16 protein-coding genes are annotated in these 20,778 nt (G+C 62.1%); 5 read left to right on the top strand and 11 right to left on the bottom strand.

Annotation, left to right across the window (positions count from 1 at the left end; genetic code table 11):
* Positions 1-315 precede the first annotated feature (315 nt).
* Positions 316-1,368 (top strand): flavodoxin family protein, encoded by a 1,053-nt coding sequence (locus tag PV773_RS12000; protein WP_347966558.1) that lies wholly within the window; start codon positions 316-318, stop codon positions 1,366-1,368.
* 402 nt (positions 1,369-1,770) lie between these two features.
* On the opposite strand, the gene PV773_RS11995 is transcribed toward PV773_RS12000, so the two are convergent.
* The 6 genes from PV773_RS11995 to PV773_RS11970 form a co-directional block, all read right to left on the bottom strand.
* Positions 1,771-2,193 (bottom strand): CHRD domain-containing protein, encoded by a 423-nt coding sequence (locus PV773_RS11995; protein ID WP_347966557.1) that lies wholly within the window; start codon positions 2,191-2,193, stop codon positions 1,771-1,773.
* Positions 2,194-3,167: 974 nt separating this feature from the next.
* Complete coding sequence (locus PV773_RS11990; protein ID WP_347966556.1) at positions 3,168-4,079, bottom strand: DUF427 domain-containing protein; 912 nt, start codon at positions 4,077-4,079, stop codon at positions 3,168-3,170.
* A 7-nt stretch (positions 4,080-4,086) separates the two neighbouring features.
* The gene (locus tag PV773_RS11985) at positions 4,087-6,135 is read right to left on the bottom strand and encodes an ABC transporter ATP-binding protein (RefSeq protein WP_347966555.1); all 2,049 of its coding nucleotides are present in this window, start codon (positions 6,133-6,135) and stop codon (positions 4,087-4,089) included.
* Positions 6,132-7,013: an ABC transporter permease gene (locus tag PV773_RS11980; protein WP_347966554.1), complete on the bottom strand. Its 882-nt coding sequence runs from the start codon at positions 7,011-7,013 to the stop codon at positions 6,132-6,134. Before PV773_RS11980 ends, PV773_RS11985 begins: the two co-directional genes overlap by 4 nt.
* A 1-nt stretch (position 7,014) precedes the next feature.
* A complete protein-coding gene (locus PV773_RS11975; protein ID WP_347966553.1) occupies positions 7,015-8,025 on the bottom strand; it encodes an ABC transporter permease in 1,011 nt (336 codons plus the stop codon).
* Positions 8,026-8,077: 52 nt separating this feature from the next.
* Positions 8,078-9,841, bottom strand: coding sequence for an ABC transporter substrate-binding protein (locus PV773_RS11970; protein ID WP_347966552.1), 1,764 nt, complete (start codon positions 9,839-9,841; stop codon positions 8,078-8,080).
* A 34-nt stretch (positions 9,842-9,875) separates the two neighbouring features.
* On the opposite strand from PV773_RS11970, the gene PV773_RS11965 reads away from it, so the two are divergent.
* Positions 9,876-10,733 (top strand): LysR family transcriptional regulator, encoded by an 858-nt coding sequence (locus PV773_RS11965; protein WP_347966551.1) that lies wholly within the window; start codon positions 9,876-9,878, stop codon positions 10,731-10,733.
* 42 nt (positions 10,734-10,775) lie between these two features.
* Here PV773_RS11965 and queC read toward each other — a convergent pair whose 3' ends face one another.
* From queC to PV773_RS11940, 5 genes are all read right to left on the bottom strand, one after another.
* A complete protein-coding gene (gene queC / locus PV773_RS11960) occupies positions 10,776-11,483 on the bottom strand; it encodes a 7-cyano-7-deazaguanine synthase QueC (protein ID WP_347966550.1) in 708 nt (235 codons plus the stop codon).
* Between the two features lie 20 nt (positions 11,484-11,503).
* A complete protein-coding gene (gene queD / locus PV773_RS11955) occupies positions 11,504-11,860 on the bottom strand; it encodes a 6-carboxytetrahydropterin synthase QueD (protein ID WP_347966549.1) in 357 nt (118 codons plus the stop codon).
* Positions 11,857-12,492 (bottom strand): 7-carboxy-7-deazaguanine synthase, encoded by a 636-nt coding sequence (gene queE, locus PV773_RS11950; RefSeq protein ID WP_347966548.1) that lies wholly within the window; start codon positions 12,490-12,492, stop codon positions 11,857-11,859. The genes queD and queE overlap by 4 nt, the downstream gene beginning before the upstream one ends.
* Before the next feature lie 189 nt (positions 12,493-12,681).
* Complete coding sequence (locus tag PV773_RS11945) at positions 12,682-13,317, bottom strand: ANTAR domain-containing protein (RefSeq protein WP_347966547.1); 636 nt, start codon at positions 13,315-13,317, stop codon at positions 12,682-12,684.
* A gap of 114 nt (positions 13,318-13,431) precedes the next feature.
* Positions 13,432-14,565: a transporter substrate-binding domain-containing protein gene (locus tag PV773_RS11940; RefSeq protein WP_347966546.1), complete on the bottom strand. Its 1,134-nt coding sequence runs from the start codon at positions 14,563-14,565 to the stop codon at positions 13,432-13,434.
* Between the two features lie 642 nt (positions 14,566-15,207).
* On the opposite strand from PV773_RS11940, the gene PV773_RS11935 reads away from it, so the two are divergent.
* The 3 genes from PV773_RS11935 (at position 15,208) to PV773_RS11925 (ending at position 20,743) form a co-directional block, all read left to right on the top strand.
* Positions 15,208-17,268: a hydantoinase/oxoprolinase family protein gene (locus PV773_RS11935; protein ID WP_347966545.1), complete on the top strand. Its 2,061-nt coding sequence runs from the start codon at positions 15,208-15,210 to the stop codon at positions 17,266-17,268.
* 42 nt (positions 17,269-17,310) lie between these two features.
* The gene (locus tag PV773_RS11930) at positions 17,311-19,317 is read left to right on the top strand and encodes a hydantoinase B/oxoprolinase family protein (protein ID WP_347966544.1); all 2,007 of its coding nucleotides are present in this window, start codon (positions 17,311-17,313) and stop codon (positions 19,315-19,317) included.
* 151 nt (positions 19,318-19,468) lie between these two features.
* Positions 19,469-20,743 carry an allantoin permease gene (locus tag PV773_RS11925; RefSeq protein ID WP_347966543.1) on the top strand — a complete coding sequence of 425 codons (1,275 nt, stop codon included), beginning with the start codon at positions 19,469-19,471 and terminating at the stop codon, positions 20,741-20,743.
* Positions 20,744-20,778 lie beyond the last annotated feature (35 nt).

Genomic DNA, 20,778 nt, shown 5'->3' with positions numbered 1-20,778 from the left:
CCGGCGCCGAAAGCCCGGAAGTCAAAACAGTCCGACCTCTGACGCCTGCCCTGCGCACGAGGATCTCGAACCCCTGATCGTGTGAATCGCGCCGGACAAAAGACCTGCAGGAACCGGCTTGCCCGGACTAACCAGAGGTGGAGTGATCTGACGTAGGTACGAATAGCGGACTAAAGATCGGCAACGAGCCGGGTTGCCGGGTGAGGAAACCTATCGATGCCTATGGGCGTTGACATTGCACGCTCAACGGCAGTGCGACGGAACGTCATGAAGGCAAGATCCCGACAGTCATCTGCACCTATCATTCGAACCGGAATGCCGAGTCCGCAACTTGGTGAGGATGCCTTCAAGGCCAGGTTCCGTCAGCAATTCATGGACCCGGAGTTTAATGCCGTGGAGGGTCAAATCCAGGCCGTCGCGGATGTTGCATGGAGGGCATACTCGGCTTCGCGCAAGAGCCCGAACACGCGTCGGGCTGGAAAGGGGTTCAGCGACCCCAGCTTCGAGCTGCCGTCTGAATGGCTTGCCGCGCGCGCCAGCGTTGCTGCCGCGCAAGCCAGGCATGACGATTTGTCCCTGCCGGCCCGGATATTGCTCGTCAACGGCTCTTCGCGCAGCGAGCATACCTGCCCCGGCGAAATGTCGAAGACCTATCGTTTGGTAGAGATCGCTCAGAAGGCCATCACGGACATCGGTCGATTCGACGTCGAAATCCTGGATCTGTCTCGTCTCGCATCGGAATACGGCCGCAACATTCATCCCTGCAAAGCGTGCTTCTCAACCGCGGCTCCGCTCTGCCACTGGCCGTGTTCCTGCTATCCAAATCACGGCCTTGGCCAGACTCAGGATTGGATGAACGACATTTACCCAATGTGGGCCGCGGCCCATGGCGTCATGATCATCACCCCGGTCAACTGGTATCAGGTCAGCTCGCCGTTGAAGCTGATGATGGACCGCCTGGTATGCGCCGATGGCGGCAATCCGGACCCGACCGCAACCCATGGCAAGCGTGCGGACGAGGCCAAGGCACTGGAGATGGCGGGCTGGCATTATCCCAGGCATCTCGAGGGACGATTGTTTTCCGTGATTGTTCACGGCGACGTCGAAGGTGCCGAGAACGTGAGAAGACTGCTTGTCGACTGGCTGAGCTTCATGAAGCTGGTGCCAGCGGCCCCAAGGGCACAGCTGGATCGCTACATCGGCTATTGGCAACCCTATGCCACCAGTCATCTAGCGCTCGACGAGGATCACGCCTTGCAGGAGGAAGTGGCAAATGCAGGCAAGGCACTGGCCGAAGCGATCGTCAAGCAACGCCAGGGACGTTTGCCGCTTCCGGGATCGGGCTTGTCGGATCCGCGGTGCAAATGAGCCGAGGAATTGCGTTTGGGCCCGCGACACTTCGCTGATGAGAGCTGTCAACGACCATGCCGAGGCAGATCGGGATGGGCGCTGACAGGATTGCGATAGCGTGCCAGCCAGCCAATCCGATCGCGCTTGTCCGCCATATTGCATCCCCGGTAGTCGACTCGTCTGAGGACGGAACATGAGGAGGCCGAAAGCGCCAGCTTGTGGTCGCTCCAGCGGCTCGGACGCAGGCCGCCACAGGCCGGCCCCCAATCATGCCGGCCAGTGAAGCCCGCCCCAGCCAACTCCATGGCAGGGCGGGTCTTCTTGGCAGGGAAGACCTACGACCGAAACAGGGTCTGCACATCAGGCAGGCCAGGTCGTTCGGCCATTCCTGACGCCGGCGGCAGTGCAGTCGGGATCAGCTTACTGCGCTTTCTCGACCTGGCCCCTTATCTCACCGTCCGGGAACTTCTCGGTGTGGATGTTCAGGTACCATTTGCCCGCCTGCAGATCGGCCAGGTGCTGATCCGAGATGTCTGCGGTGCCGCTCGCCATGCTGGCGGAAATGTCAACCACGGGTCCCGCATTTTCGCCGGCCGCAGCCGGTCCATGGAAGTGAGCTGCGGTGGCATCGCCGCTCAGGCCGCCGGAAGTTATCGTCCAAGCCAGCTTCTTGGTCGCTGTATCCACGGTCACCTCGGCCATGCCCTTGCCGCTGCTATCGTTGGGCGGCACTTCGCTCGCAGCGGTGAGGTCCGCTTTGAAAGTGACCGTCTCTGCCATCGCCGGGCTGTTGGCGAAAACCGCTGCAGTGGCCATCAAGGCCAGCAAGCCTGTGCGTTTCATCTGCCTTCTCCCTGTCTTGTTTGGGGGCACGTCAACCCAAAACACCCCTGGCGGGAGCCGGTTCCCCCGTGGCAGACGATTGTGCTGCGGTGACGGCCTGGAGCGCCAACGTCGCGCAGGGCGAGTGGTTGCGGGCATATCCGGCGGAAGTGCGAAGGCCCGCCGAGGCGAGTGCACCTCGGCAGACCCTATCCGGAGCGCGGGGCTTGAGGGGGGAAGCGGGGCGCGCTCGCGAATTCTGAGAAGGCCCGCCTCGGCATGTAAAGCGGGCCCTCCATGCGTGGAAGAAAGGTAGCAAAGACCACGCATCTAGCAACGTTTCCGAGAGCACGTTGGTTCCGCGCGGATGGATCTGTAGGACCCAGGAAGCCGCTTGCCTCAACGTCCTGAGTTTGGCTTGGTCAAATGCGGCGCGTCGCATGTTCCGGCGCGATAAGGCCGGATCAGAGTGCGCCTCGCGGGAACTGGATTTGGGGTGGGCCCGGGATCGGGCAACGGCCCTGGCGGCGTCGACGGATCTGGATAAGGCACCGGCCGCGGCGGGATTGCCGCGTGCACCGATGGCACCTTGGCCTCGTCGGGGTTTGGTACTGTCAACTCGTCCGGCAAGCGATCAAGCTCAGGCTCTTCGATCGGCCTGGTCTCCGGTGACGGCAGCAGCGGATTGGGCACTGCGTCTGGAACCGGCTTTCTCGGTCCTGCCATTTGTGCACCTCGTTGGCTCTTGAAAGCCAAACAGGCCATCGCTTCTATTGTTCCCTTCCCATCGTCACGTCGCTGAAGCGCTAAGCAAGAGCCCGCCCCATCTCCCCACTCTGTTCACATTTGCCGCTGTACGAGACTTCCGTCGGAACGCAGAGGCCCCCTTTGAGGTCTAACCACAAGGAGGCCAGGCCATGGACCACACCAGTCATGGGCGGATCGCAACCAACAGTGATCCGCCCGGAATTTGGGTCCAATGTGCGTATCGATCCTTAGCCGTGGATGGCGACCTGCTCGCCTTTGGCCGGCACCGCAAGGTTTGCCGCGAGAGGATGGGGATCTGCCCGGTCGGAGCCCAGCGAGAATGCGGTGACGGGCCGTGGCTGTTCCTGCCCATCAACGACAATCTTGTCCACGAACTCGCTCGCAAACGATACAAGACCCCGCGCCCGTGCCGATTCATGCACAGGCTCCGGATAATACCAGACCAGATCGGGATAAATCATCTCCCCCAACATGACATTGTAGTAGTTCGCCCATCCCTTGTAGGGGCATCGGCTGACCGTCGCACTGGGCCGCAGGATACCGGAAACCACGTCCTCGACGGGGAGATAGTAACGCGTCGGCAGCCCTGTCTCGAACAACAGATGCGCACGACGCGTTTCAGCGACCAGCTTGCCGCCGAGCCAGATCTGGACGTGCCTGCTCGATGGCAGAACGTCGACGCGGCGGAACGGATCGCGGGGATGGACGAAAATCTCCTCGTCTTCCTCGAACCAGCGATCCGCTTTCGGCCAATCGAAGCTGGCATAGCCGGAAAGCTGCGGGCAACCGTCCACTGCCCCGTCAAAGCGCCACATCAGGTTTTCGATGCTGCCCGCCGGCGTCTCCAGCGAGTAGTAGGTGGCGGTTCCCTTGAATGGATCATGAGAGACGTGGCCACTTTCGGCCATCAAATCGGTGCGGATGTCTGCGAGAGGAAAATAGTAGACCGGAACATGGTCCGACTCGTTCAGCAGTATGCCGTGGATGGTATCGGCTATCGTGATGCCGCCGGCTTCCACGCGCAGGCGCTTTGGCACGGCCGTGGGGAACAGCACGTAGCCCGGCTCGAAATCGTATTGAACGACGTTGTCGAGCGGCGGAATGTGCGGTCCGCGTCCTCTGAGATGGGCATGACGCATCTTACTATCAGTCTCCTTGCACTTTGTTCGAGTTGGCGCCCGGCTGCCCCGCGAGGAATGAAAATTCGTGGTGGCAGGCGAGAAAATGACTTTCGGAACGCTGGCTCCGGGGCGGCGCCATCCGGTCGCAGAGTCCTTCGACACGAAGGCCGCATCTGTCGAAGTAGCGGCATCCGCCGACCGGCGGCTGGGCCGTTGCCTCGAGCTCCGCGTTGGCAGGCTCCGGCACGGAGACGTGGCCTGTCGCGGCCAGGAGCCTCGCGGTGTAGGGATGGAAGGGGGGCGAGAAGACCTCCTCGACCGTACCGGCTTCCATCACCTGTCCGCGATAGAGCACGGCGACGCGATCGGAAATGTGCCTGACCAGGGCAACGTCGTGGCTGATGAACAGAAACGTCGTTCCCGAGCAGGCCTGCATGTCGAGCAGAAGGTTGACGATCGAGGCCTGGATCGACACGTCGAGCGCCGAAACCGGCTCGTCGGCAACGACGATTTCGGGATTGCCGGCGAAGGCGCGGGCGATGCCGACCCGCTGGCGCTGCCCGCCCGACAGTTCGTGCGGATACTTGTGCCGGAACTCCGCCGGCAGTGCGACGGCGGCCAGCAAAATATCCACCCGGTGACGGATTGCCTCCGAGGACTGCCGATCGCCGAGGCGACGCACGGCCCGCGCAATGATGGCACCGACGGTGTGGGCCGGATTGAGGGTGCTGTCGGGATTCTGGAACACCATCTGCATCTTTCGCAGCAGCGGCCTTGGGCGCCGCCCCGCCCGGACGCTGCCGACCTCATGCTCAAAAGCGACGATCTTGCCCGACGTCGCCTCCTCCAGCCCAATCGCGATCTTGGCCAGTGTCGACTTGCCCGACCCGGACTCGCCCACGATGGAGAGGATCTCGCCGCCCCTGACTGAAAGTGAGATGTCGTCGTTGGCGTTGAATTCTGGTGCCCGCCTGCCAAAGCCCAGCATGCGCCGGGAAGCATAGTTCTTGACGAGATTGTTGACCTCGATGACCGGCATCCCAGGAGCCGGTCGCTCGGCAGCCGGTTGAGGAATGATGGGCTCGGGCACGATCTCGGCATGCCTCAGGCACCGCACGCTGGCATTGCCGCCGATTGGTTCAAGCGGCAAATCAGGCAGCCTGTCGCAGCGGCCGGCAGCGAAATACTGGCAGCGCGGCGCAAAGGCGCATCCCGGCGGCACCTGCCCCGGCAGCGGAACCTGACCGGGGATGGTGGCCAGACGCCTGCGCGCGGACCTGTCGTCCGCGGAGGGGCGGCAGCCCAGAAGACCCGCCGTGTATGGATGGCGCGGAGACGAGAAAAGCTGGCCTGCCGGGGCTTCCTCGACGAGGCGACCGGCATACATCACGCCAACTCGCTCGCAGATGCGGCCGACCAGGGCGAGATTGTGCGAGATGTAGAGGATGCCCATGCCGAACCGGCGTCCCAGATCGGCGATGAGGTCGACGACTTCGGCCTCGACGGTCGCGTCGAGGCCCGTCGTCGGTTCGTCGAGCACCAGCAGCTTCGGCTCGGCAAGAAGCGCCATGGCAATGACGATCCGCTGTGCCTGTCCGCCGGACAGTTCGTGCGGGTAGCGGTCGAACAGCGTATTCGGATCGGGCAGCCGCACCGCTTGCATCATCGCGATCGCAGCCATGCGCGCTTCGGCCGCCGAACATGTCCTGTGTGCTTGCCTCGCCTCGACAAGCTGACGTCCGACCGTCAGCACCGGGTTCAGGGCGCTGACAGGCTCCTGATAGACCATGGCTACGTCGCCACCCCGCAAGCCACGCAATCCCGCGTCGTCGAGCGTCGTTACGTCAACTCCGTTCAGCCTGATCGTGCCACCCGTGAGTACGCCGTTCTCCGAAAGATAGCCCAGTAAGGCGTAGGCCACGGTGGACTTGCCGCAGCCGGATTCGCCGACCAGCCCGTAGGTCTCCCCGGGAGCCAGCCTCAGCGAGAAGTCCCTGACGACCGGAAGCGTCGCGCCGCCCTTCCGGTAGGCGATCGACAGGTCTTGCACGGAGAGCAGCATCTGTTCGCTCATCGTCCCGGATCCCTTCGCAGGCTGTCGGCAAGGAGGTTGCAGGCAATGACCACGCTCGAAATCGCCACGCAGGGAAACAGGGACATGTGCCAGTAGGTCGAAAGGAAATGGGCGCTCTCCACAACCATGCCGCCCCAGTCGGGCGTGGGCGGCGGCAGGCCCAGACCGAGAAAGCCAAGCGTGCCGACCATGATGACGGTGTAGCCGGCGCGCAGGCACAGATCGACGAGCAGGGGTCCGCGCGCGTTCGGCAGGATTTCGACCAACATGATGTAGAGGCTCGATTCGCCCCGCAGCTGCGCTGCCGCGATATAGTCCTGTTCGCGCAGCGACAGGGTGATGCCGCGCGCCAGCCGGCTGACGCCAGGCGCGTAGGAGAGGGTCACGGCGACAATGATGTTGATCAGCGACGGGCCGAGCGCGGTGATCAGGATGATGTAGAGAATGAGCACCGGGAAGGCGAGGATGACGTCCGAAACGCGGCTGATGAACGTGTCCGCCCAGCCGCCGAAATAGCCGGCCGGAACGCCGAGCGCGATGCCCAGGATGAAGGCCGAGCCGACTGCGAGCGGAACGACGGTGTAGGTCGTGCGCGCGCCCCAGATGATCCGGGAAAGAAGATCCCTGCCGGACGAATCATTGCCTAGCCAATGCGACCATGATGGCATCGGGTCGGCGGCCGCGGAGAAATCGATCGCGGTCGGATCGTATGGCGAAATCAGCGGCGCCAGGACGGCAACGGTCGCCCAGAAGACCAGAACCGACAGGCCGGCGAACGCGGTGGGATTGCGCGAAATGGCGGCCACCCGGAGCAATAGGCGGGAGCCTGCCGTCGCCCAGGACAGAGTCTCCCTGTAGGTGGATGACGATAGTGTCATGTCAGACCACCTTGATCTTGGGATCGAGCGCCATGTAGCACAGGTCCCCAATGAGCTGGGTTCCGACCGCCACGGCCAGCGCCAGCAGTGTCAGCGCCTGGACCAGATAGATGTCGCCGAACAGACCTGCCTGGAGGAGAAGTGAACCAACCCCGGGATAGGCGAAGATCGACTCGACCACCACGACACCGGTCAAGAGCCAGTTCACCTGCAACAGGATGACCGTGATGGGCGGGATCATCGCATTGCGCAGAACGTGATGAACAATGATCTGCCGGCGAGGCAGGCCCTTGAGCAGGGCAGTTCGGACATACGGCCGGCGCAACGTGTCGACTACGGAAGCTCTGACAATGCGCGAGACATAGCTTGCAGAGGCGATTACGAGCACAGTCACCGGCAGGATGAGCTGAGCGGTCGTGGACCATGAGCCGCCGGTCATCGTGCTGGTTCCGGGAAGCAAGCCGAGCCATGCGACCGCTACGAAAATGAGGGCGACGGCGACTACGAATTCCGGCAACGAGGTCAGGACCGCGGCCGAAGTGGAAAGCACCCGGTCAAGCGCCTTGCCCTGGTTCATGCCTGCCGCGACGCCGACCGCGATCGAAATCGGCACGATGAAGACGACAGCCCAGAGCGTGAGAAGAACCGTATAGCCGAGCCGGTCGCCTATCACATCGACAACCGGCTCCTTCAGCATCAGCGAATAGCCGAGATTACCGAAGTAGCGGCTGCCGCGCGGATCGGTCAGGCCCAACCCGGTCGTATCGCCTCCAAGGGGGTTGTCGACGAGTCCGAGCAGGGTCCCGAGCCAGCGAAAATACCGAACCGGCAGAGGGTCGTCGAGTTTCAACCTCTCGTGCAGCAGGTCGACCTGGCTTTGCACCGCGTAAGGTCCAAGGATCTTCGATGCGATGTCTCCGGGAGAAAACTCGGTCACCGCAAAGAGCAGGAACGAGGCTGCCGCAAAAGTCAGTGCGAACTGGGAAAGACGCCTCAGGAGAAACCCTATCATCGGCGCTTCCCGACCGAACGAGTTCCGCGGAAATGGGACGCGCGCACGGTGCTCATGCCGGCTTGATCGCGAGTTCGTTGGCCGAGACCATGTAGGTGGGATGCATGGCGACGCCCATCACACGCTTGTCGTAGAAAGTGATCAGGTTGCGCCAGTAGGTCTGCACTATCGGGCCCTCGCGTTGCATGAACTCCTCGATCTCAGCCATTTTTAGGCTGCGTGCCTTCGGATCGGGGATGGCCTCGGCCTCGTCGAGAAGCTTGTCGAATTGCTCGCTGGCGAAGGCGGTTTCGTTCCACGGAACGTTTGACCGGTAGGCGAGCGAGAGGTTCATGACACCAAGCGGACGATGCGCCCAGACGGTTATGCCGAGAGGCGCGGAGGTCCAGATGTCCCAATATTGCGCGTTGGGCACGACCTTGATCGTGGCGCGTATGCCCGCTTCCTTCCACATCTCGGTCAACGCAGTCGCATTGCGCATGTGGTGGGGCGGGTTCTGAGCAATGACGAGTTCGACATCCACGCCATCGGGATAGCCGGCCTCCGCCAGCAGCGCCCTGGCTTTATCGAGATCGCGCCCTAGCGCCGGGAGCTTTGCGTATTCGGGATGAATCGGCGAGACATGGTGATGCTCCGCCGGGACGCCGAACTGGCCGAGCGTGACCTCCTTTGCCTGGGGAACATCGACCGCAAGACGGAACGCTTGGCGCACGCGGACGTCGTCGAAGGGTTTGTGCTTGAGGTTCATGCGGCAGACCGAAGTATCGGCCGTGGTGACTTCGTAGTACTGCAGATTTTCCTGCTTGCTCAGGACCGGAAAGAACTCGGGCAGCACCTGGAAGGCGCCGTCCACCTGTCCCGACATCAACGCGTTGACGATGGCCTGCTCGCTGCCGCCGAGGTCGATGAACTCGACCTTGCCGAGATAAGGGCCCTCGCCCCAATAGCCTTCGACCGCCTCGAGTACGGCGTTGCGCGAAACGTTGATCTCCTTCAGCGTGAAGGCACCGGTGCCAATCGATCCGACACCGAATATGCCTTTCTCCTCCGGGTACAGCATGACTGCCGGATAGTGGGCGAGGTGTTCAGGCACTGCCAGCTGCGGCCGCTTGAGGTTGAGCCGCACGGTCATGTCATCGACCTTCTCGATGGCCTTCGGGTCCCAGAGCTCGTGCCGAATGATCGCCTTGCCCTTCTCGTCCTTCTTGCCGGTGTCGACGGAATTCAGCATGTAGCCTTCCATCAGGCCGACCATCGAGGACCCGGCTTCGTCACTGAGCAGTCTTGTGAGATTCCAGACGACGTCGGCGGCGACGAAGTCACGGCCGCTGTGCCACTTCACGCCGCTGCGGATGTGCAGCGTCCACGTCTTGAGGTCGGCGGAAGGCTCCCAGGACGAAAGCAGATGCGGACGCGTAACGTTGTCCGCGCCGATCTTGGCCAGATACTCGACCACCTGCGAATAAACCACCGGATGAGCAAGCGTTGCGGCCGTGGCGGGCGACTTCACGTCATAAACCGTGGTGCTGATGCGCAGCGTGCCACCCTTGGGTTTTGCCTCCTCCGCCCGCAGCGGCGTGGCGCTGCCCCCGGCAAAAACATACGCGCTGGTGGCCGACATGCCGAGAAGCGTAGCCGTCCGCAGGAAAGATCGGCGGCTGATCTTGCCATCGGAAAAGTCGTTCTTGAGGATCGGGAGGTAGTCATGATCGCGGCGGCTAGGCATTCGTAACTCCTGGAGCGGATCGAAGCAAAAATGCGATGACGCCGCCACATTCAGAGGCGGAAGCAGCCTTTGCAAGATAATCTTTTGCATGCACTATATCGAAAATTTCGATGGACCCCCCTTAATGAGAGCAGAACAGCTGCGCAGTTTCCTGGAGATCGTCGCGACGCGCAGCTTTACGGTCGCTGCCGAACGGCTGAACGTCACGCAATCGACGATCAGCGCGCGCATCCGGGCTTTGGAGGATCAGCTTGGCCAGACCTTGTTCCGGCGCGATGCCGACGGAACGGTGATGACCGACGCCGGCAGGCAACTCGAGCCAAGAGCCAGATCGATCCTGCATGACTGGCAGGAAGCGCAACGCGAGATAGCCCTGCCGCCAGGCTACAAGACGAGCCTGCGGCTCGGCGGCGCCAGCAGCCTCTGGTACACGCTTATGCACCCCTGGGTTTCCTACATGCGGGAGCATGCGCCTGACGTCGCCTTGCGCCTGGAAGCCAGCTATTCGGACAACGTCACCGAGCGGCTGATCGGAGGAAAACTCGATCTGGGCCTCGTTTTCGTACCGCCACGCCAACCAGGTCTGGCACTCGAAGAGCTGACGCAGGAGCGGCTGGTACTGGTCTGCGACACCGAGCGCGCCGAGAAATGGGAGGAGCATTACGTCTATGTCGAGTGGGACGAACAGTTCCACGCCGGACACCGCGCGGTGTTCCCCGGATTGTCGACGCCGGCGATCACCGTAAACCCAGCTTACCTTGGCCTGCAATTCGTACTGGACCGGCGCGCCTCGGCCTATCTGCCGCACAGTATCGTGCTGCCCTGGATCGAAACTTCAAGACTTACGGTTGTTGCCGAAGCCCCCGAATTCGTTCGTCCCGTCTATCTGACGTATCCGGAGAAACCCCTGAGCGACTCCCTATTGCACTTGGCAACAGCCGGTTTGCGCGCGATTGCGGCTGCCGAAAAACGGCGAGGATAGAACGAAGCCGTCATCGCATTTCAATGTTGGCCAGTTTCGGTTTCAGTGGCCCCCGACCGAGGCCTTGTAGCCTCGCCATCCCTGTGCGCGCAGTTGGCAGGCAGGGCACTCGCCACAGCCGTAGCCCCAGTCGTGCCGCTGCCCGCGTTCGCCGAGATAGCATGTATGGGTTTCCTCGACGATCAGATCGACAAGGTTCTGGCCACCGAGGTTCTGCGCAAGCAGCCAGGTTTCCCGCTTGTCGATCCACATCAAAGGCGTGTGCAGGACAAAGCGGCGATCCATGCCGAGGTTCAATGCGACCTGCAGCGCCTTGATGGTGTCGTCGCGACAGTCCGGATATCCGGAATAGTCCGTTTCGCACATGCCGCCGACAATGTGCCGCAATCCGCGACGGTAGGCCAAAGCCGCAGCGAAGGTGAGAAAGATCAGGTTGCGGCCCGGCACGAATGTGTTCGGCAGCCCGTCACCGTCCATCTCGATGGCGACCTCACGGGTCAAGGCCGTCGAGGAGACCTCGCCCAAGGCAGCCAGTCCAATCGTGTGATCTGCGCCAAGCCTGGATCGCCACTGGGGTCTGCTTCCCACGACGCCCGCGCGTACCTTCTCTCGACAATCGAGTTCGATGCGGTGTCGCTGCCCGTAGTCAAAGCCGACAGTCTCGACCTTCTCGAAGCGATCGAGCGCCCAGGCGAGACAGGTGGACGAATCCTGCCCGCCAGAGAAGAGAACAAGAGCACTCGTTTCCATCTTTTCACCTTTGAACCGGGTCAGCCGCCATCATACTCGGCCCAGCAGTGCGGCGTTTCGAACACCTTCACCCCTGAAAGCAGCGGCAGCAGCGGTTTTGAATGTCGCCAGATCCAGACGGCGATGTTTTCCGCGGTCGGGTTGGCAAGACCGTCGATTTCGTTCAGGCAGTGATGATCCAGCCTGGTCAGGAGTGGGCCGAAGGCGCCTTCGACTTCGAAGAAGTCCACCACGAAGCCAGTCTCTGGATCCACTGGCCCCTCGAGCTGCAATTCAACGCGGTAGGAGTGGCCATGCATGCGATGGCACCGGTGTTGTGCCGGCACGTTCGGCAATCTGTGGGCCGCCTCGAAAGTGAATGCCTGGGTAATCTTCATCGGATTCCAACAAGCTTGTGGGTTTGGATGCTCAGCCGCCATTGCGGGTGAGCCAGGCAATAGGCAATGGCGCGCCGAGTATTTTCCATGGCGTCCGGCCCATCCATGGGCTGGAGCGAAAACTGTTCGAAGCCGAGGCCGGCAAAACGCTCAGGCGGTGCGTCGACTTGCGGATACACCAGCTTGAGTTCCTGGCCGGTTCGGACCTTGAGCTCCGTGTCCCCTTTCGGACTGACGCAGATCCAGTCCAGCCCGGTCGGTGCAGCAATCGTCCCATTGGTCTCGACTGCAATTTCGAAGCCGTGATCGTGCAACGCTGCGACGAGTTCCGCATCGACCTGCAAAAATGGCTCGCCGCCGGTGAGAACGCAGAAGCGGCGGCTTTCTGCCCCCATCCATTCCGAAGCAATTGCCTTGGCCAGCTCGTCCGCCGTCTGGTAACGTCCACCTTTCGTGCCGTCCATTCCGACGAAATCCGTATCGCAGAATGTACATTGCGCACCTGGCCGGTCTTCCTCCCTGCCCGTCCAAAGGTTGCACCCCGTAAAGCGGCAAAACACGGCGGCTCGTCCGGCGTGCACCCCCTCCCCCTGGAGCGTCAGAAAGATTTCTTTGACTGCGTAACCGCCCATGAGCACTCCCTAATATGAGCGCCGTATGCCGCATCGAACGGAAGGAGACAAGTAGGAATCGGGCTTCCTGCCGGAGTGCCGCCATCGAGCGATGCGACCGTTCGGGACAGCAGTGCGTCCCTTAGGTGTTATCGACGCGGGGGCACGAGCTTCTGAGCGGACCGCATCAACCCGCCCAGCGGCGTGAGATTAGCCGACGTCTGCAGCGTGATGCAGTGGGAGGTTTAACATGTCGCTGGCGTTGATGATCGTAAGGGCAATCGCCTCGATCGTGGTGCGTTTGTTCATGGCCTGCTCGCGTAAGGTCTCGTAGGCGACCTGTTCCGACACTTTGTTGGTGGCCATCAGGATTTCTTTGGCCTTGTCGATGTCGCGGTGCGCCTTAAGCTTCGCGGAAAGCCGATCCACGCGGGTGCGCAGGCGAGCCTCGCGCCGGTGATTGTTGACGCTGAGGAGTATGTTGGCAAGAATTCCAAAGGTCCGAAGCGGCAGGCCGATCACCGCCTGGGCCCGCAACCGCAGCACTTTCTCGACGATGATCGGATTCTCGTAGTCGACGATCGCAATGAGCACCGCCGGTGGATCGTCCGCATTCCAGTTCCAGGCGATGTCGCCTTCGACCAGTGGGCGGATGAAGGCGAATACAACGTCGATGTTGGCAGGAATTTCCGCCGGCGGTGGCCAGTTGGTCTGGACCTGGCAGCCGATCCTGTTGAGGTGCTGCCACAACTCCTCGCCCTCGTTGCTCTTGGGCTGAAGCAACAGGACGCGGAGCGACCGTATGTCCTTGATCTGGATCGGCGCGGATCCGTCATGCGGCGCCACGTGGGGGCTACGTGATACCATTGTTCCTCATCGCGGCAATGTCGTTGTCCCGGAAAATCCAACGCCTGCCAATGGTCTTGTTCCGTTGCTTGCCCTGCGCCCCTCGGCGCAGGGTCATATCGAGTGCAGTGCCAATTGCTCACCCCATTCTTCGGGGTTGTAGCTGGCCAAGTAGGGATCGGGCCGAATTGCAGATGCAGATTTCGACAGGATCTCAAACTGTCCGTCTTCGCGCGCCCGCGCCACCCGTGGCCACACATAAGTGTGCGCGTTGTCGGGGTCGATTCGGATGCGCCCCTGGGGTGCATCGAACTCCGCACCGAGAATGGCCGGCCGCAGCGCCTCGACATCGTCGGTGTTGGCTTTGCGCAGGGCATTCGCCACAACATGGACTTGGAAGTAGGCCGCCTCCCAGCACATGTTCGTCACTGCATCTGCGCCGAATTTCTTCTTGTAGCGCTCTACGCACCGTTCGTTCTGCAGCCCGCCGACGGACTGGAAATAGGTTGCCGATGTGATGTGCCCGGCGCCTAGCTCGACGCCCATCGCCCGGATGTCGGACTCGCTGGTGGTCAGGCTCGCAATTGGCATCGACTGCGCGTCCAGGCCGGCCTCCGCGAACGCCTGATAGAAATGGATAATGCTCTCGCCGACGAAATTGCAGAAGATCAGGTCTGGCCGCTTGCGTTTGATGTCGGCGATGAGCGGCCTATAGGCCAACCGCCTTGCGTCGAGTTTCAGGTATCCTCGGCCGGCCACTTCTCCGCCATGCTTGAGCACCATCTCGCTCATGATGCGATCGGACTCGCGCGGCCATATGTAGTCGGAGCCGACCATGTAGAAGCGCCTGCCGACATGGTTCAGCAGATGCTCCCCCAGCTGAACGCTGTTCTGGTTCGGTGCAGCACCGCAATAGATGGCGTTGCGTGAGTACTCGAAACCTTCATACTGGGCGGGATAGCACAGCAACCCGTTGCGTTGTTCGACCGCCTTCAGCACCGCCTTGCGGGTGCTCGACATGTAGCAGCCGAAGATGATCTTGACGCCGTCATCGACAAGCAACCTGTTTGCAAGGCGATTGTAGGCGACCGCGTCAGAGGCCGGATCATAGTGAACGGGGACGAATTCGCGCCCGTTGATGCCGCCGGCCTCGTTGACCTCGTGGATGGCAAACAGCGTCGCATTCAGCATGCTGCGCTCCGTCACCGAAGTGACCCCGGTCTGGGAGAACAACACGCCGACTTTCATCGGCTCATCGGTTCTTGTCGCAATCAATTGCCAACTCCGTCAGATTGTTCATCCGCGAACTCGGCACAAAAAAAGCGCCCAGCGCGGGAGAAACCGCAGCAAGCGCCTTTGCTCGACCGACATGGGGACATCGCTGTCCTTACGTAAGTTCTGCCTGAAGCCAGGTTGCCAGTCAACTCGCTTGCGGCCGACCGGAAGCCAATCCCGATCGAACGCACATCCCGCGTCGATCCGCGAATGATCGAACAGAACCTGCACCAGCGTACCCAATCCTGGCGATAGCCGGCTTTGCTGCGCCGACGCGCCCAAGCGAATTGCCAGTTGACAGAAAAATGTAAATCTCGGATGGTTATGGCCATCACGCCCGCGACGATGCGGGCTGAGACAAGAGCAAAAAGGCTCCTGCGGGTCGTTCCGCCGGAGCCTTTTTGCGTTCAAGACCAATGCGCTGCGCCCGCTCTTACCGCGGCTCCGCAGGCAGCAACGACGCTGACAATACCCATTACCGCCGCGAGCAACGCGAATTGCTCACCAACAAGAACAACTGGGATCCCCGCTGGATCTCAGGCGTGCGGAGCTTTGCCGAGAAAATCTCCGCTTCTGCAAAACCGGAACAAACATCAGCATGAGGAGGAACCGGAAGTGAACAAGGTCGAAACCTTCAGCACTGCGGTGCGTGTGGCCTGCGATGTCGGCGGCACGTTTACCGACGTGTGCATCCTGAACGAGGCTTCCGGCAAGATACATGTCGCCAAGACGCCGACGACGCCGGATCCTATCGACGGCGTGCTCAAGGGCATCGAGGCGGGCGGCGTGGCGCTGCGCGACATCATCCTGTTTTCGCATGGTACGACGCTGGCCACGAACGCCCTGATCACCCGCCGCTTCCCGCCGGCCATCATGGTCACGACCAAGGGCTTTCGCGACGTCATCGAAATCCGGCGCGGCACCCGTGACGATCTTTGGGACACCTACAAGGAAATGGCGCCGCCCTATCTGCCGCGCCGCGACCGGTTGGCCGTCACCGAGCGCGTCGACTACTCGGGCAAGGTCATCGAGGGCGTCGATGAAGCCGAGGCGCGCGAACTCGCTCGCGTGATCAAAAAGCGCAATGTCAGCAACGTCGCAATCTGCTTCGTCAACTCCTTCGTCAATCCGGAAAACGAGCAGCGGATGCGCGACATCCTGCTGGAGGAACTGCCCGGCGCTTCGATTTCGCTGTCGAGCGACATCATGCCGGAGATCTTCGAGCACGAGCGTTTCAACACCACCGTGGCAAACACCGTTCTGGGACCGGTCGCGGGACAATACGGCGCCGAACTCGAAAGCCGCATGCAGGACGGCGGCTATAGCGGCGAGGTGCTGCTGCTCCATTCCGGCGGCGGCGTGATGACGGCCAAGGGCGCCACCAAGTTTGCCGCGCGACTGGCCGCATCCGGCATTGCCGCCGGCGCCATTGCAAGCCGCTTCATCTCGGAACTGGCCGGGTACAAGAACTCCATCAGCCTCGACATGGGCGGCACGAGCACGGACATCAGCCTCTGCTCCGACGGCCACCTTCACGTCACCAACGACTGGCATGTCGAATACGGCTATCCGATCCGCTTCCCCAGCATCGAGGTCCTGACCATCGGTGCGGGCGGCGGATCGCTGGCCTGGCGTGACGCAGCCGGCGCCCTGCGCAACGGTCCGCAGTCGGCGGGCTCGACGCCAGGTCCCGTCTGCTACAACCACGGTGGCACCGAGCCCACCAATTGCGACGCCAACGTCTTTCTCGGACGTCTCGGCACCAAGCTTGCCGGCGGCAGGGTCGAACTCGACGTCAAGCTGGCCGAAGGCGCGATCAACCGCGTCATCGCCGAACCGTTCGGGATGGACACCGAGCAGGCGGCGCTGTCGATCCTCAAGGTCGCCAATGCCAACATGGCCGATGCCGTTCGCCTGGTCTCCCTCCGCAAGGGTTACGATCCGCGCGACTTTGCGCTGGTTGCCTTCGGCGGTGCCGGCGCGCTGCATGGCGTAGCGCTGGCCAGGGATCTGTACATCCCTGTCGTGCTCATCCCACCAAACCCTGGCGTCACCTCCGCATTGGGCTGCCTGCTGGTCGACATCACCCACGACATCACGCAGATGTACACCGATACGGTCGGTGATATCGACATGACCGAACTGAACAGCGCATTCCGCGTCCTCGAGGAAGACGGCCGCGAACGGCTGCTCAGCGAGGACATCTCGCCCGACCGCATGCTGTTCCAGCGCTACATCGACATGCGCTATCTCGGCCAGTGGCGGTCGATGTCGATCCCTGTGAGTGCCGACATCGCCAACCTCGATGAGGCGGTCAGGCAGTTCCACGAGGAGCATGGCCGCGAGCACAACTACTCCCGGCCGGATGCCCCGGTCGAAGTGTGCCGCATCCAGGTCAAGGCGACCGGCCTGAACCGCAAGGCCGAACTGGCGAAGCACCCACTGCGCGACGCCCCCCTTCCGGCACCGATCGGCCAGCGCCTGGTGCGCTTCGACGAAGCGCCGCAGCGCATCAAGACGCCGGTATACGACCGCTCAATCCTGCATGCAGGTGCGGTCGTCGAGGGTCCTGCGATCATCGACCAGCTCGACTCCACCATCGTCGTGCCGCCCGGGATCAAGGCCGAAGTGGACGAGTATCTGATCATCAAGATGCACGTTCCGCAGCTTTCCTGAACCCGCCCCCAACGCTGAACAAGCTTGAATCGGAGAATTGAAATGGCACTGAAGAAAGACCGCCGCACGCTCGATCCGGTCACGTTCGAAGTTCTCAAGAACGCCTATGTCAACATCGTCGACCAGATGGCCGAGCAGATCCTGCGAACCTGCTACTCTTTCGTCATCTACTCGCGAGACTTTTCGTCCGCCCTGTGCGATCCGACCGGCGACACGATCATGCAAGGCAGCGGCGACATCGCCGCGCATGTCGGAACCCTGCACCTGACCGCCAAGGCGGTGATCAAGAAGTTCGGCCAGGATGTCCATCCCGGCGACGTCTTCGTCATCAACGACGTCTACCAGGGCGGTACCCACTTCAACGACACGCGCCTTTTTGCGCCGATGTTCTACAAGGGCGAATTGTTGGGCTTCGCCCAGGCCAACGGCCACTGGGCGGATGTCGGCGGCGCCGTTCCGGGCTCGTTCAACGTCAACGCGCTCGATCACATGGCCGAAGGCCTGCGCATCACCCCGATCCGCGTCTACAGCAAGGGCGTCTACCTCTCCGACGTCGCCGAACTGATCGCCCACAACACCCGCGCGCCGAACGACATCATCGGTGACCTGCAGGCCCAGTCGGAAGCCTGCCGGCTCGCGGAGCGCGAGATCCAGCGCCTCTGCGACAAGTACGGTGTCGAGACCATCAAGAAGTCGTTCAACGAGGTCCAGGACTACGTCGAGGACATGACGCGCCAGCGCATCTCGGAACTGCCGGATGGCACCTGGGAGACAATCGACTACATCGACGTCGATCCGGATGAAGGCGAAGGCCTGGTGCCGATCAAGGTCAAGATGACCATCGACGGCGACCGCGTCCACTACGACCTGACCGGGTCGCACCCCAAGACGGTCGGCTCGTTCCTGAACTGCTGCTATGGCGGTGCGTTCGCAGCGGTGGTCGCCGGCACCAAGATGCAGTCGCCCGACATTCCCATGAACTCCGGCTTCTACCGCGTCGTCACGGTCGATGCCGGCCCGTTGGGATCGGTCGTCAACGCCGAGTGGCCGACGCCCGTCGCCGGCTTCGCCTCCGGTCCCTTCGAGAAGATCATGAACGCGGTTTTCGAACTCTGGGCCGAGGTTCTGCCCGAGCGGGCCATGGCCTGCACCTTCAATCTCGACTACCTGCTCATCGGCGGTCGCGACACGCGCCACGAAGGCAAGCCGTACTTCATGTGGTACGACTGGATGGTCGGGGGCTGGGGGGCGCGCAACGGCCGCGACGGCTGGGCGGCCACCGGCCCGGTGTTCGGCGTGCAGCTTGGAACGCAGCCCTTCGAGGGCCAGGAGCGCCTGTCGCCGGTACTCACGACCTGTCACGAGCTGATGGTCGATTCCGGTGGCCCCGGTGAATTCCGCGGCGGCCTCGGGGTGCAGAAGGGTGGCACGCTCTATGCCTGCGAACGCACCGTGGTGTCCTATTGCTGCGACCGCGAACGCTCGATCACCTGGGGGCTGTGGGGCGGATTGCCGTCAATTCCCCATGGCGTCTGGATCAATCAGGGCCAGGAGAAGGAGCGCTATCTCGGCTCCCTCTTCTCGGGCGTCCCGCTGCAGCAGGGCGACACCGTCCAGCGCCCCTCGGCCGGCGGTGGCGGCCTCGGCGATCCGCTCAACCGCGACATCCAGGCGGTGCTGAACGACGTGATCGAAGGCTATGTCTCGGTCGGACGGGCCAAGAAGGACTACGGCGTCGTCGTTCACGAGGTCGACGCCGAGCTGTGCGAATACAGGCTCGACGAGCAGGCAACGCTTGCCGAGCGCGCCCGGATCGCGTCGCACCGCAGGGAATGGCTGAACGAGGACGCCGAAAGGATCGCGGCGCGCTATCGGGCGCGGGAACTCGATATGTTCGACCTGATCCGGCAATACGGCGTCATTGTCGACTGGGGCTCCGGCGAACTTCTCGCCGACACGACCGCCGAATTCCGCGCCATGCTCAAGCGCAGGACCGTCCCCTACTGGACGGCGGACCAATCCGCCAGGGCGACCTTGAAGGTGGCCTGATCTCACCAGCGGCAAGCCCGGCACCGGGCTTGCCGCCGCCTCAGCCAATATAGCCCAAGAACAAGAAATACGGAGGAGAGCTATGTCTGGAAGTATCGATGTCGCAGGTGAATTGGACTATTCGCAAAGGCCCGTGCCGCCGAGCGGTCGCATGCCGAAGCTTAATCTCACGATGGCTTTCTGGGCGATCTGCAGCGCCATGTTCTTTCTGATCATCTCGGCTACGCTCGCCGAGATCTACGGTACGGCCAACACGATCATCGGCCTGATCCTGACCGTGATCTCGTATTCGGCGATCAATGCCGTGATCACGCGCTACGCGATCCGCTCGGGATTGTCGGTCTCGCTGTTCTCCAGGATGCTGTTCGGGCGTTACGGATCGGCGATCGCTACCTTCATCTACGCCGTCAGCAGCATCTATTACGCTGTGTTCGAAGGCTCGGTGATTTCCACCGCCGCGACATACTATTTCGAAGGCCTAAGCTTCGCGGTCGCGGCACTTATCGTCTGCATCTACAGCGTGCCGCTGATCCTCGGCAGCGTCCAGCACTGGCTCGACAAGTTCAACGGCTACCTGCTGCCGCTGTATCTCTTCGGCCTGATGGGTACGGTGGTCTACGCGATTTCCCATTACGGCTACAGCAACGCCTGGCTCACGATGACGCCGGAAGGCGGCGCTCCACCCTATGGCTGGATCAATGTCTTCATCGCCTTCATGGGCGTCTGGTGGATGATGATGTGCACGTTCGACTTTGCCCGCTTCGGCAAGCAGGAGGACGAGAACTACCACGCCATCTTCAACTTCGGCCTGCCGTTCTACACGCTCACCTATTTCGTGAACGGCCTCGTCGGGATCTTCCTCGTGCAGACGATCCCGCTCGAGGGGGCGACGTCAGAAGTCTCCGTCGTCAAGGCTCTCATCGTGATGATGGGTGCTCTGGGCCTGCTGTTCGTCTGGATCAGCCAAACCCGGATCAACACCACCAACTTCTATCTGTCGACCGTCAACATGCAGGCGTTCTTCCGGCTGGTGTTCAAGCTCGACATGCCGAAATACGTCTGGGCGATCATCGTCGGCGTCATCGTCTACTTCGTGATGCTCGCAAATATCTTCCAGTATCTGCTCGTTGCGCTCGCCTATCAGGGGATATTCGTGGTCGCATGGGTCGGCGTCGCGCTGGCCTACATCCTGTGCGGGCAACATGACGGCACCGGCGAGGAAGGTGCGCGGCCAGACGACGATTTTCCGGCCTACTATGCGCCTGGAATGGTCGCCTGGTTCGGTGCGGTTGCCATCGGCATCGTGCTGCTCGCCATTCCGCAGCTGGAACTGCTCTCCGCGCCGGCCACGGTGACAAGCAGCTTCCTTCTGTTCTGGGCGCTGTCGACGCGAACGATGGTCGCCAAGGCCGCCTATCAGCGCTGACGGCCCGTTGATCACGACGCCGGCCGGCAACGGCC

The sequence above is a fragment of the Mesorhizobium sp. CC13 genome (genome assembly GCF_039907765.1).
Taxonomy (GTDB): Bacteria; Pseudomonadota; Alphaproteobacteria; order Rhizobiales; family Rhizobiaceae; genus Aminobacter.
The sequence above is the reverse complement of the archived record's forward strand: the minus strand, read 5'-3'. Positions and strand labels throughout refer to the sequence as shown.

What these genes read in the sequence shown, in the direction of transcription:
- PV773_RS11930 (WP_347966544.1), top strand. Translation starts at nt 17,311, where the DNA reads ATGGCACTGAAGAAAGACCGCCGCACGCTCGATCCGGTCACGTTCGAA.
- PV773_RS11985 (WP_347966555.1), bottom strand. Translation starts at nt 6,135, where the DNA reads ATGAGCGAACAGATGCTGCTCTCCGTGCAAGACCTGTCGATCGCCTAC.
- queE (WP_347966548.1), bottom strand. Translation starts at nt 12,492, where the DNA reads ATGGGCGGTTACGCAGTCAAAGAAATCTTTCTGACGCTCCAGGGGGAG.
- PV773_RS11970 (WP_347966552.1), bottom strand. Translation starts at nt 9,841, where the DNA reads ATGCAAAAGATTATCTTGCAAAGGCTGCTTCCGCCTCTGAATGTGGCG.
- PV773_RS11925 (WP_347966543.1), top strand. Translation starts at nt 19,469, where the DNA reads ATGCCGAAGCTTAATCTCACGATGGCTTTCTGGGCGATCTGCAGCGCC.
- queD (WP_347966549.1), bottom strand. Translation starts at nt 11,860, where the DNA reads ATGAAGATTACCCAGGCATTCACTTTCGAGGCGGCCCACAGATTGCCG.
- PV773_RS11940 (WP_347966546.1), bottom strand. Translation starts at nt 14,565, where the DNA reads ATGAAAGTCGGCGTGTTGTTCTCCCAGACCGGGGTCACTTCGGTGACG.
- PV773_RS11975 (WP_347966553.1), bottom strand. Translation starts at nt 8,025, where the DNA reads ATGATAGGGTTTCTCCTGAGGCGTCTTTCCCAGTTCGCACTGACTTTT.
- PV773_RS11980 (WP_347966554.1), bottom strand. Translation starts at nt 7,013, where the DNA reads ATGACACTATCGTCATCCACCTACAGGGAGACTCTGTCCTGGGCGACG.
- PV773_RS12000 (WP_347966558.1), top strand. Translation starts at nt 316, where the DNA reads ATGCCGAGTCCGCAACTTGGTGAGGATGCCTTCAAGGCCAGGTTCCGT.
- PV773_RS11990 (WP_347966556.1), bottom strand. Translation starts at nt 4,079, where the DNA reads ATGCGTCATGCCCATCTCAGAGGACGCGGACCGCACATTCCGCCGCTC.
- PV773_RS11995 (WP_347966557.1), bottom strand. Translation starts at nt 2,193, where the DNA reads ATGAAACGCACAGGCTTGCTGGCCTTGATGGCCACTGCAGCGGTTTTC.
- queC (WP_347966550.1), bottom strand. Translation starts at nt 11,483, where the DNA reads ATGGAAACGAGTGCTCTTGTTCTCTTCTCTGGCGGGCAGGATTCGTCC.
- PV773_RS11965 (WP_347966551.1), top strand. Translation starts at nt 9,876, where the DNA reads ATGAGAGCAGAACAGCTGCGCAGTTTCCTGGAGATCGTCGCGACGCGC.